Consider the following 12,365-nt stretch of genomic DNA (forward strand, 5'->3'; position numbering starts at 1 on the left):
GCCTCTGGAATCAGTAGACCCCGGCGCTCGCAGTCGTGGCGGCCGCGGGCAGCACGTCCGCCAGGTCCGTGGCCACGGTGAAGCCGTCGTGGAACAGCACGCCCTCGGGCGCGATGGTCGAGTTCCGGTAGAGGCCCTGCTTCACATAGACGCCCTGGCCCGGGTACAGCGTGGCCATGGGGGTGGGCGCAACGACCTGCTGGCCGTTGTGGTACAGCGCCACGAAGCCCACGTTCGGATCGGCGCTCCACTTCACGTGGACCACGAAGTCGTTCCAGACGCCGCGCTGCAGCGGGGCCTTCCACACGTCCTGTGCCCGCTCTCCACCCACGCGCATCCTCATCTCCTCGCCCATGACGTAGAACTCCATCGGCGGTGAGCCGTTGAGGCCCGTGTGGTGCCACTGGCTGAAGACCTGCCACGTGTTCTCGCTGGGGTAGCTCTCGTCGAAGAGCGTGCTCCAACTGTAGTACCGCTCGGCCCCTTCGCCCCTGCCGTCCATGAGCGTGTCGTCCACGTAGACCAGCTCATTGCGGTTTCCGCTGGCCTGGATGGGCTTGTCGCCCTGGTTCACCTGCACGCGCAGGGCGTAGGTGCCCTCGCGGACCCGGTTGGCCTCCACGAGGAGCCGGTTGCTGCTGACGCTCTCTTCCTTGCTCCACTGGGAGGCGTTACCCGTCTCGAAATCGCCCTTCCACAGCACACTCGCGCTCGCCATCGTGGGGAGCAGCAGGAGACCGGAGAGCAACCAGGACTTCTTCAAACGGCGTTCCTTTCGTTCGGGTTGGATAGGGGGGACAAATCCCAGCGCCGGGAGCTTCCGCCCTGCTCGCCTGCCCTCCATCAGGGGCTGGGAGCCCCGGGCTTTTTCTCCGGTAGGCTCACGGCCCGCCAACCTGCCGCGGCGGCCCCTCCGACGAGGCTCACCACCTCCAATATGGCGGCCCGTTCGCCGCACAGGGGTGCCCGTTCGCCGCATGCCCGTCACCACCGGCTGAACACTCCCCCACGTGGTGCTCGCGCTGGCACTGTCTCTTGCACTCCCGTTGCCACAGAGGCACGCCATGCCACGCAAGTCACTCGTGTCGTCGTTCCTGTTCCTCGGTCTGATGTTCGCCCCAGCCCTCGCCGCCGCGGGTGAATGCGCCGAGCGTCACCAGGGCTCTCTGCCCACCAACCGCCACAAACAAGTGGACGCCATCTTCGCGCCATGGAGTGGCAAGACCACGCCCGGCTGTGTCGTGGGGATTTCCCGCGACGGCGCGCTGGACTACGCGCGCGGCTACGGCATGTCGAACCTGGAGTACGACGTACCCATCACGCCGCAGTCCATCTTCTACACTGCCTCCATCACCAAGCAGTTCACCGCGTTTGCAATCGGGCTGCTGGCGCAGGAGGGAAAGCTGTCGCTGGGCGACGACATCCGCAAGTACCTGCCGGAGATGCCCGACTACGGCAAGACGATCACCATCGCCCACCTGATGCACCACACCAACGGCCTGCGCGAACAAGGCCAATTGCTGAACCTGGCCGGCTGGCGCGGCGACGACCTGTACACCGAAGCGGACGTCCTCTGGGCGTTGACCCGGCAACGCGGTCTGAACTTCGCTCCGGGCTCGGAGATCGTGTACGGCAATGCCGCGTACACGCTGCTGGGCGTCATCGTGCGGCGAGTGTCCGGCAAGTCGCTGCGAGCGTTCGCCGACGAGCGAATCTTCAAGCCACTCGGCATGGCCGACACCCATTTCTACGACGACCACACCGAGCTCGTGCCCCGGCGAGCATCGGCCTACAACCCCCGCGAAGGCGGCGGCTGGAGGATCAGCGTCCCCCATAACGACTCGACCAAGCTGTTCACCACGATTGTCGACCTGCTGAAGTGGGAGCAGAACCTGCTCGACGCGCGCGTCGGCGGGCCGGAGCTGATTGCGTTGTTGCAGACCTCCGGCAGGTTGAACAACGGCACCGCCACCCTCTACGGCGGCGGCCTGCATTTGGAGGATCATCGCGGCCTGCGCATGGTGGGCCACGACGGCATGGACGGCGGCTACCGCACGGACGCCATCCTCTTCCCGGACCAGCGGCTGGCCATCGTCGCGTTGTGCAACAACGGCACGATCGCGCCCTCGGACCTCACGCGGAAGGTGGCCGAGGTGTATCTGGGCGAGCTCCTGAAGAACGTGATGCCGCCTGCCGTGAAGGTGCCGGAAGCGGAGCTGTCGGCGCTGGTCGGCAATTACTGGAGTCCCTTGACGGATGCAGTGGTGCGGCTGGAGGTCAAGGACGGAGCGCTGCGCCAGGTCGGCGTGCCCACGGCCTTCGTGCCCATCGGCAATGGCGCGTTCCGCCCGGGCGAGTCGATGCACGTGTGGCGCTTCTCGAAGCCGGTGGCCAATGCCCCGCACGAGTTGAGCATCAAGGACACCTGGCCGACGACGAGGGACTTCATCCGCATGACCGCGCCGACGCCCACGGACTCGGCATTGGCATCGTTCGCCGGGAAGTACCGCAGCGACGAGGTCGCCATGACCTACACGGTGCGCGTCGCGGACGGCAAGCTAGTGATTCGCTGGCCACGCCGGGACGAGGTCGTGCTGGACGCTGTCGGCGGGGACCGCTTCGTCGGCTCGCTCGGCACGGTGACGTTCACGCGGGCGGCATCCGGTGGAATCGACGGGTTGACGATCAGCCATCGTCGCCTGCGCCGTCTGCGCGCGGAAAGGCTCGTAGGTGGCTGAGACGCGCCCCGCCGTTTGCGCACCCGGCCGGAAAAAGTTGCATGGGGCCACCCGAGGACACCCTGCGTCGGGGCCGGAACCACTTTGTTGCATTGTGAATGATGCAAACAAGCGAAAGGATGGGCGGTCGCGGTTACCCCACCGCACTGGCGCTGCCCCTCGCGGCGCTCGAGGAACCCATCCAATGACAGACATACACGTACGACCCACACGGATCCTCCAGTCTCTACTCACCGCCGTTGCCCTCATCCTGCTGGCCCTCCCCGCGGGCAACGCGCGCGCGCAGACGACGTATTCACTCTTCGCGAACAGCACGCCCGCCGTCGCCTCGGTGACCAATGACTTCTCCGCCGTGGAGTTGGGCGTGAAGTTCAAGGCCGACGTGAGTGGCGACATTGTTGGCGTGCGCTTCTACAAGGGCTCCAGCAACACCGGCACACACGTGGGCCACCTGTGGAGCGCCACCGGCCAGCTGCTGGCCACCGCCACCTTCACCAACGAGACGGCCACCGGCTGGCAGGAGGTGACCTTCACCACGCCGGTGCCCGTCACCGCGGGCACCACCTACGTCGCCTCGTACCACGCGCCGGGCGGCGCCTACGCCTTCACCGAGTACGGCCTCGCCTCGGGCGCGGATGCGCTGCCGCTGCACGCCCTGGCCGGGCCCGCCAATGGTGGCAACGGCGTCTTCAAGTACGGCCCCGCCGGCACCTTCCCCACCGACAGCTTCCACGACTCCAACTACTGGGTGGACGTGGTCTTCCGCCCGGCCGCGCCCGTCACCCTCTGGCCGTCCACCGCCACGCCCGCCGTCGCCTCGGTGACGAATGACTCCACGCCCGTGGAGTTGGGCGTGAAGTTCAGGACTGACGTCGCCGGCAACGTGCTGGGCGTTCGCTTCTACAAGGGCTCCGGCAACACGGGCACGCACGTGGGCCACCTGTGGAGCGCGACGGGACAATTGCTGGCCACCGCCACCTTCACCAGCGAGACGGCCACCGGCTGGCAGCAGGTGACCTTCTCCTCGCCGGTGACCATTGCCGCCAACACCACGTACATCGCCTCGTACCACGCACCGGGCGGCGCCTATGCCTTCGACAACGGCGGGCTTGCCTCGGGCGTGAATGCCTCGCCGCTGTATGCGCTGCCCGGCACCACCAGCGGCGGCAACGGCGTCTTCAAGTACGGCCCCGCCGGCACCTTCCCCACCGACAGCTTCCAGGACTCCAACTACTGGGTGGACGTGGTCTTTCAGGCCACGGGCGTTCCTCCGTCGACGCCGCCTCCGGCCGGTACCTACAGCCTCTTCCCCGCCACCGCCACGCCGGGCACCGCCAGCGCCAATGACACGGCCTCCGTCGAGATGGGCGTGAAGTTCCGCGCGGACGTGGACGGCAAGGTGAAGGGCATTCGTTTCTACAAGGGCGCGAGCAACACCGGCACGCACGTGGGCAACCTGTGGAGCAGCACCGGCCAGAATCTGGCCAGCGCCACCTTCACCAACGAGACGGCCTCGGGCTGGCAGCAGGTGAGCTTCGCCTTGCCGGTGTCCATCACCGCCGGTACCACCTACGTCGCCTCGTACCTCGCGCCCGTCGGCGGCTACGCCTTCGACGCCAACGGCCTCGCCAACGGCGTGGACGCAGCGCCCCTGCATGCGCTGCCCGGCACCACCAGCGGCGGCAACGGCGTGTTCGCGCAGGGCGCGGTGTCCACCTTCCCCAACAGCAGCTACCAGAACGCCAACTACTGGGTGGACATCGTCTTCGAGCCGAACAGCGCCTTGCCCCGCCCGGGCGTCACCGGCTCCGGCCCGGTGCTGGTGGCCACGGACCCGACCAACCACTTCACCGACTACCTGAAGGAAATCCTCGAGGCGGAAGGCATCACCACCTTCGCCACCACCGACGCGGGCAACATCGGCAACACGGTGTCGCTCAATGACTACAAGGTGCTCATCCTCGGCGAGGAGACGCTGAGCGCGGCACAGGTGACGCTCGTCACCAACTGGGTGAACGCGGGCGGCAGCCTCATCGCCATGCGGCCCGCGGCCAACCTCAACGCGCTGCTCGGCCTCAATGCGTCCTCGGGCACGCAGGACGATGGCTACCTCCTCATCGACACCACGCAGGCGCCGGGCGCGGGCATCACCGCGGACACGATGCAGTACCACGGCACCGCGGACCTCCACACGCTGGCGGCCGGCACGCGCGCGGTGGCCACGCTGTACTCGAACGCCACCACGCCCATGGCCTACGCGGCCGTCACCCTGCGCACCGTGGGCAGCGGCACGGCCATGGCCTTCACCTACGACCTGGCGAAGTCCGTCATCCTCACGCGCCAGGGCAACCCGGCGTGGCAGGGGCAGAACCGCGACGGCTCCAGCATCGGCCCGGGCGCGCGCGCAGGCGACATGTTCTACGGCAACGCGTCCTTCGACCCGAAGCCGGACTGGGTGAACCTGAACAAGGTGCAGATTCCCCAGGCGGACGAGCAGCAGCGCCTCCTGGCCAACATGCTCCACCTCTCCAGCGCCGTCCCGCTGCCGCGCCTCTGGTACTTCCCGAGCGCGAAGAAGGCGGTGGTGGTGATGACGGGCGACGGACACCCGGGCGGCGCCATCAACCAGCGCTGGCAGAACTACGTCGCCGCCAGCCCCACGGGCTGCAGCGTGGATGACTGGCAGTGCATCCGCGGCACCGTCTACGACTTCATCGGCGGGCTGACGGCCACCCAGGCGCAGAGCTACACGGCGCAGGGCTTCGAGTACGCCCTCCACGTCAACACCGGCTGCGCGGACTACACGGCCACCTCGCTGGACCCGCAGTTCTTCACGCCGCAGCTCGCGGGCTTCGCGTCGTCGTACCCGGGCATCCCCGCGCCCGTCACCAACCGCACGCACTGCATCGTGTTCAGCGACTGGGCCACGCAGCCCAAGGTGTCGCTGGCCCACGGCATCCGGCTGGACACCAACTATTACTACTGGCCGGACTACTGGGTGCAGGACCGTCCGGGCCTCTTCACCGGCTCGGGCCTGGCCATGCGCTTCGCGGACGTGGACGGCACGCCCATCGACGTCTACCAGCTCGCCACGCAGATGACGGACGAGTCGGGCCAATCCTATCCGCTGCACATCGACACGCTGCTGGCCAACGCGCTCGGCACGAAGGGCTACTACGGCGCCTTCAACGCCAACATGCACGTGGACTCGGACCCGTCGGCGGGCGCCTCGGGCTCGGCGGCCATCATCGCCTCCGCCCAGCGCGAGGGCGTGTCCGTCATCACCGCGAAGCAGCTCCTCACCTGGATCGACGCGCGCGAGGCCACCCAGGTGTCCTCCGTTGCCTTCACCGGCACGGCGCTCACCTTCACCGTGGCCACCCCGGCGCGCAACCTGTCGCTCATGGTGCCCACGAGCACGGCGGCGGGCCGCACGCTCATCTCGGTGACGCGCAACGGCTCGGCCGTGACGACGGTCCCGCAGACCATCAAGGGCGTGGGCTACGCGTTCATCAACGGCGCGCAGGCCGGCACGTACACCGTCACGTACAACTGAGTCGCTGCCCACTCCGTCCCACGGGGTGAGCTGAGAGACGCGGCCCGGCGGGGAGTCCCACGCCGGGCCGCGCTTGTTTTCACTTACCGGCTGATGCGCCCACTGCCGGACGGCACCACAAACCTCTGCTTCACCGGGCTGGAGCTCTGTGGTGGGGTGTACAGTTCGGCCACGTTCAATGGCGGCCAGCTACCATTGTCACCGCCCGCGACCAACACCTGGCCCGAGGGCAGCAACGTGGCCGAATGACTGCCACGGTGGTTGAGCATGTGGCTAGCAGGGCTCCAGGTGCCCGTCGCCGGGTCGTACAGCTCCACGGTCGCGATGGTGTCGTTCATGTTGGGGCTGTACGCGCCGCCTGCCACCAGCACCTGCCCCGAGCCGAGCAGCGTGGCCGTGTGGATGAAACGACCCGTGCCCAGGCTGCCGGTCGAACTCCAGGTGCCCGTCGCCGGGTCGTACAGCTCCGCCGTGGCGAGCACCTCATTGCTCCAACCTCCGGTGACCAGTACCTGGCCCGAGCTCAACAACGTGGCCGTGTGACTATGCCGGCCCCTGTTCAGGCTGCCGGTGGTGGTCCACGTGCCGGTCGCAGGGTCATACAGCTCCGCCGTGGCGGGGTAGGCAAAGCTGCCGGTCGCTCCGCCGGTGATCAGCACCTTGCCCGAGGGCAGCAACGTGGCGGTGTGGAGGTAGCGGACCGTGGACATGCTGCCGGCCGAGCTCCAGGTACCCGTCGCAGGCTCGTACAGCTCGGCCGTGGCGAGGACCCCACTATTGCCATAGCCGCCGGTGACCAGCACCTTGCCCGAGGGCAGCAACGTCACCGTGTGAGAGCGACGGGCCGTGCTCATGCTGCCGGTATACGTCCACGTGCCCGTGCCCGGGTTGTACACCTCCGCCGAGGCGAAGTTGCCGTGACTCCATCCGCCCACGACGAGCACCTTGCCCGAGCTCAGCAGCGTGGCGCCGGGATCGCTGCGGCCCGTGCCCAGGCTGCCAGTCGAGCTCCAGGTGCCGGTCGCCGGGTCGTACAGCTCCGCCGTGGAGTTGGCATTGCCAACGCCGCCCGCGACCAGCACCTTCCCCGAGGCCAGCAGCGTGGCCGAGTGGTTGACGCGGCCCGTGCCCAGGCTTCCGGTCGGCGCCCAGGGGCTCGGTCCCGGGGAGTACAGCTCGGCCGAAGCCAGGGCGGTGCTGCCGTCATAGCCGCCTACCACCAGCACCTGGCCCGAGGGCAGGGGGGTGGCCGTGTGGAAGCGGCGGGCCGTGCTCATGTTGGGGGCGGAGCTCCAGGTGCCCGTCCACCAGTCGAACACCTCCGCCGAGTCGAGGTAGCCATTGAAGCCAATGCCGCCAGCGACCAGCACGATGCCCGAGCGCATCTCTGTGGCCGTGTGGTCTTCGCGGTGCGTGGCCATGCTGGTGACGGGCACCCACGAGCCCTGGTACGAGTCGTACACCTCGGCCGAGGCGAGGAGCCAGTTGCTGCTGTTGCCGCCGGTGTACAGCACTCGCCCGGAGGGCAGCGTCGCGGACGCGTCGTAGGCGCGCTCGGAGGCCATGCCGGAGATGGGCCTCCACGAGCCCGACCATGGCTCGTATATCTCCGCCGAGGCCAGGTAGTTGAGGCCGTCGGTGCCACCCGTCACCAGCACCTGCCCCCCGTACACCAGCATGGCCTCGTGGGAGATGCGGCCCGCGGTCATGCTGCTGGTCGCGGTCCAGGTACCGCTCCACGGCTCATAGAGCTCGGCCGAATCGAGCGCGGTGTTGTTGTTCCACCCGCCCGCGACCAGCACCTGGCCCGTGGGAAGCGCGGTCGACGTGTGGCCGACACGGTTCGTGAGCATGTCGCTGGTGAGGCTCCAGGAGTTGGTCCACGGGTCGTACAGCTCCGCGGTGGAGCCCCACGAGTTGGTCAGCCCTCCGGCCACCAGGACCTGCCCCGAGGGCAGCAGCGTGGCCGTGTGGTGGATGCGGCCGGTGGACATCGTGCCAGCGGAGGACCAGAGGCCCGTCGCCGGGTCATACAACTCCGCTGAGTCGAGGAGCCCGCTGCTGTCTTGACCCCCCACCACCAGCACCTGGCCCGAGGGCAGCACCGTGGCCGTGTGGCCATAGCGGGCCGTGGACATGCTGCCGGTAGGGGTCCACGTCGCGCCAGGCTGGGCCTGGGCTCCCTGCACTGCGAACAGGACGAAGACCAGCCACACAGCCAGGCCCCACCTGCCTCTTCGAGACATGCCACGGCTCAACATGACGGCTCCTTTCAGGATCGCGAGAGCGCGACTCTACTGCGCTCGCATCTTGACGGAACCGGGCTCGTCTGGTTTTCAAGGCCCCCCTCTCTGTCCCTCCGAGAGGGGAGGCCGGTGACGCCGAACATGCTTGCCGTGCCGCCAGAGGCCTGGACCGGCTTCGATGTGTCAGGCTGCGTTGCTCGCAACCATGTCTCCACCCCCTGCCGTGCCGGGCACTTGGGTGCCGGCGAGGAGTTCCGCATGTCCACCACCTCCGGGCCGACCTTCAACCGGTTCGAGTCTCCCCACCTGGAGAACCCCTACCCGCTCTACGGGCGCATCCGCCGCGAAGCCCCCGTCTTCTTCGACGAGGCGCTCCACCTGTGGATCGTCTCGCGCTACCAGGACGTGCGCGCGGTGCTGATGGCGCCGGAGACGTTCTCCTCGCTCAACATCTTCCAGAGCCCGGTGCCTCCGCCTCCCGAGGTGCTGGAGGTGCTGATGCAGGGGCCCCAGGGGCTGCCGTCGCTCATCGATGACGACCCGCCCAACCACACGCGCGTGCGCACGCTGGTGGGCAAGGCCTTCGCGCCGCAACGCTTCGCGGCCTTGGAGCCACGCATCCGCGCCCTGGCCCGCTCGCTGCTCGACGCCTTCGCGCACGAGGGGCAGGGAGATCTCGTCTCGCGCTTCACCTATCCGCTGCCGGCCCTGGTGATTGGCGAAATCATGGGCGTGCCGCGTTCGGACATGGACCAACTCAAGCGCTGGGCCGAGGACCTGACGCTCTTCACCGCGGGCACGGCCTCGCCGCAGAAGCAGGTGGAGTGCGCCCGGAGCTTCGTCGCCTTTCAGCGCTACCTGGGGGAGCTCGTCCAGGAGCGCCGGCGCAAGCCGAAGGACGACCTGGTGAGCGCCATCCTCCAGGCGCGGCACGGGGAGCATGCGCCGATGAGCGACGCGGAGCTGGTCAACCTGCTGAAGAACCTGCACTTCGCCGGGCACGAGACGACGACGAACCTGCTCGGCAACATGCTGGTACTGCTGCTCCAGGAGCCGGAGCGGTGGCGCGAGCTCCAGGCAGACCGGAGCCTGCTGCCCAAGGCGATTGAAGAGGCGCTGCGCATGGACTCGCCCGTGCAGGGCATCATGCGCACGACCACGCGCGAGGTGGAACTGGGCGGGGAGAGGATTCCCGCGGGGGCGAGGCTGGTCATCCTGTTCGCCTCGGCCAACCGGGACGAGAACGTCTTCGCCGAGCCGGAGCGCTACAACCCTCACCGGGCCGACATCTCCAAGCACCTCGGTTTCGGTCTGGGCATCCACTACTGCATCGGCGCGCCGCTGGCCCGCATCGAGGCGAGGGTGGCCCTGGAGATGCTGGGCGAGCAGCTGCGAAATCTGCGGCTGCTGCCGGGCGAGGGCTTCGACTACCTGCCCAACTTCTCCCACCGCGGCCCACGGCGACTGATGGTGGCGTGGGACCCCGCGTAGCCGGGGCGGTGCAAGGGGGCCTGCGAGGCGATGGTCTGCCCGGTGCGCGGCGCGGCGAGCACCTGTTCCGCTCCCAGGGGACGAGCGTCCAGGATTGAACATTCGTAGTAGCATGAGCGGGTCCTGCGCGTCGCGAGTCATCGAGACGCGTCGGGGGGGGCCGCGTGCGAACGCAGGTCGAAGCTCGACGGAGGCGGCATGCGTTCACCAGAAGCAGGGGCGGATCCCGAGGTCGTGGCCGGTCAGGTCAACGAGCGCCTGAAGTGGTTCGTGTTCATGCTGGTGATCGCCACCCACCTGCTGCTGGTGCTCTCCATCTGGGGCGAGTGGGGGCGAGTGGGCATCGTCACAGGCGCGTTCATGGTGGTGACGGGCCTCAACATGGTGCTGGCGCAGCGCTTCTTCTCGGAGCGGACGCGGATGGTCGAGGCCCTCCGGGTGGCGCTCAACCTGCTGGCCACCATCATCTATGGCCACTTCTCCGATTGGGCCTTCCCCGTCTGGATATACCTGCCGCTCAACAGCCTCTGGGTGGACAGCTCGGTGGACCGGAGGGCGCCGGTGCGCCTGTACGTGCTGCTCGCGCTGGTGGTGGGAGCCGCGATGCTCGACGGGTGCCCGCCGGCCATTCCGCTCACCTTCCTGGTGCTGTCCGTACTCATCGCCTCCATCTCGGATGCACGGGTCCAGCTGACCCAGTTGGCGCTGCGCAGCCTGGCGCAGCGCAACCAGGAGCTCACGCGCGCCCTGTCGGAGTTGGAGGAGCGCACGCGCGAGCTCAAGCAGGCCCAGGTGCGGCTGGTGGACACGGCTCGCGAGGTGGGCATGTCCGAGGTGGCCACCAACGTGCTGCACAGCGTGGGCAATGTGCTCAACAGCGCTGGCATCGGCCTCGAGACCATGTACAGGGCGGTGGGCTCCTCTCGTGTCGGCCGGTTGAAGCAGGCCACGGCCCTGCTGCTGGAACACCGGGAGCACCTGGCGGACTTCCTGGCCCCGGGAGCGCGCGGCAACCACCTGCCGGACTACCTGTCAGCGGTGGCTGCCGAGCTGATGGACGAGCAGACCCGCCTGCTGGAAGACCTGGATGCGATGGGCCGGCACATCGCGCACATCCGCGCCATCGTTCAGGTGCAGCAGAACTACGCCAGGACTGCGGTGATGCCGGAGGAGTGCGACCTGGCTCAGCTCATCGACGACGCCCTGCGCATCCAGCTCGCAGCGCTCCAGCGCCACGGGGTGTCCGTCCAGCGCAATCTGTCACCGGTGCCCAGGCTAAAGGTGGACAAGCACAAGGTGCTGCAAATCCTCGTCAACCTCATCAGCAACGCAAAGGACGCGCTGGACGCAGTCCCCGAGGGAAGCCGCAACCTGAGCGTGCGGCTCATCGCGCAGGGGAAGCTGGCGTGCATTCAGGTGATAGATAATGGGATGGGAATCGCGCCGGAGATCCGAGAGAAGCTCTTCGTGCACGGCTTCACCACGCGTAAGGGCGGTCACGGTTTCGGCCTGCACACGAGCGCGCTGGCGGCGCAGCTTCTCGGGGGTCGCCTCACGTTGGAGAGCGAGGGACCAGGCAAGGGCGCCGTGGCCACGCTGGAGCTTCCGCTTCCCTGACCTGGATGCGCTGCTACAGGAGGGCAAGCCGGAGGCGTGCGGCTGGCTGCGAGACAAGTACGGCCTCAGCTGGCAGATCGTTCCGGCGGTGATGGACGAACTGATGGCGGACAAGGATCCCATTCGCTCGAAGCGCATCACCGACGCGATGTTGAAGATGATCAAGCTCGACATCGCGAAGCTGCAGGCCGCGTACGACGGGAAGAGCCAGGCGTCCTCTCGGCGTACAAGAAAGATGGAAGGCGTGTTGAAGGAGAGGACGAGAGCGGAGGGGCCGAGGAGGGGCCGCGGACAGAGGCCGGCCGAGCAGTGCGCCAGGCCGGTGGAGAGGCCGCGCAGCCCCCGTGAGGACACGCCAGCCCGGGCCGCCCTCCCATGAGGTGCTCGGCAGGGGCCCTGGGTTTCTTGGGTGTCTCCCTTCACGTACGCAAATACACTCCTCCTGCCTCCACACCTCAAGCCAGCGAACACGTTCAGTTCAATCAGACGGACGGCGACTCTCGGGGGGACGCGAAATGGTCAAAGCCCTTTCGCCCCAGCGCGGCTTTTTGGCTCAAGCGAACCTTTGGCGCACCAGATTCGAGCTGGCCCACCCGGTTCACCGTCAGGCGCCGCTCTGTGCAAGCGCATTGAGGATTTACGTTGTTGCCATTGCGCTGCTGCGGAAGTTGCGACCGGTCGTCGAGCCGTGGCCGGCGTCTTCGCGGCCTTCGACGA

The 12,365-nt window shown here is 67.9% G+C and carries 6 protein-coding genes and 2 pseudogenes; 6 read left to right on the top strand and 2 right to left on the bottom strand.

The window, feature by feature from the left end; all coding sequences use genetic code 11:
- Positions 1–10: 10 nt before the first annotated feature.
- Positions 11–763: a polysaccharide lyase family 20 protein gene (locus OV287_RS14910; RefSeq protein WP_267534679.1), complete on the bottom strand. Its 753-nt coding sequence runs from the start codon at positions 761–763 to the stop codon at positions 11–13.
- Positions 764–1,064: 301 nt separating this feature from the next.
- On the opposite strand from OV287_RS14910, the gene OV287_RS14915 reads away from it, so the two are divergent.
- Both OV287_RS14915 and OV287_RS14920 read left to right on the top strand, forming a co-directional pair.
- Positions 1,065–2,738, top strand: a complete 1,674-nt coding sequence (locus OV287_RS14915; RefSeq protein WP_267534680.1) for a serine hydrolase domain-containing protein — start codon at positions 1,065–1,067, stop codon at positions 2,736–2,738.
- 184 nt (positions 2,739–2,922) lie between these two features.
- The gene (locus OV287_RS14920; RefSeq protein WP_267534681.1) at positions 2,923–6,294 is read left to right on the top strand and encodes a DUF4082 domain-containing protein; all 3,372 of its coding nucleotides are present in this window, start codon (positions 2,923–2,925) and stop codon (positions 6,292–6,294) included.
- Between the two features lie 83 nt (positions 6,295–6,377).
- Here the strand turns inward: OV287_RS14920 and OV287_RS14925 are convergent, their stop codons facing one another.
- Entirely contained in the window at positions 6,378–8,540 is a 2,163-nt protein-coding gene (locus OV287_RS14925; RefSeq protein ID WP_267534682.1) for a kelch repeat-containing protein, read from the bottom strand.
- 258 nt (positions 8,541–8,798) lie between these two features.
- On the opposite strand from OV287_RS14925, the gene OV287_RS14930 reads away from it, so the two are divergent.
- The 4 genes and pseudogenes from OV287_RS14930 to OV287_RS14945 all read left to right on the top strand — a co-directional run bounded on the left by OV287_RS14930 (position 8,799) and on the right by OV287_RS14945 (position 12,027).
- A complete protein-coding gene (locus OV287_RS14930) occupies positions 8,799–10,031 on the top strand; it encodes a cytochrome P450 (RefSeq protein ID WP_267534683.1) in 1,233 nt (410 codons plus the stop codon).
- A 720-nt stretch (positions 10,032–10,751) separates the two neighbouring features.
- Positions 10,752–11,648: pseudogene (locus OV287_RS14935) on the top strand (sensor histidine kinase); the annotation flags it as partial.
- A 10-nt stretch (positions 11,649–11,658) separates the two neighbouring features.
- Positions 11,659–11,718, top strand: a pseudogene (locus tag OV287_RS14940) (hypothetical protein); the annotation flags it as partial.
- 18 nt (positions 11,719–11,736) lie between these two features.
- Complete coding sequence (locus tag OV287_RS14945; protein WP_267542614.1) at positions 11,737–12,027, top strand: hypothetical protein; 291 nt, start codon at positions 11,737–11,739, stop codon at positions 12,025–12,027.
- Positions 12,028–12,365: the final 338 nt, after the last annotated feature.

Source organism: Archangium lansingense, from assembly GCF_026626635.1.
Lineage (GTDB): Bacteria > Myxococcota > Myxococcia > Myxococcales > Myxococcaceae > Archangium > Archangium lansingense.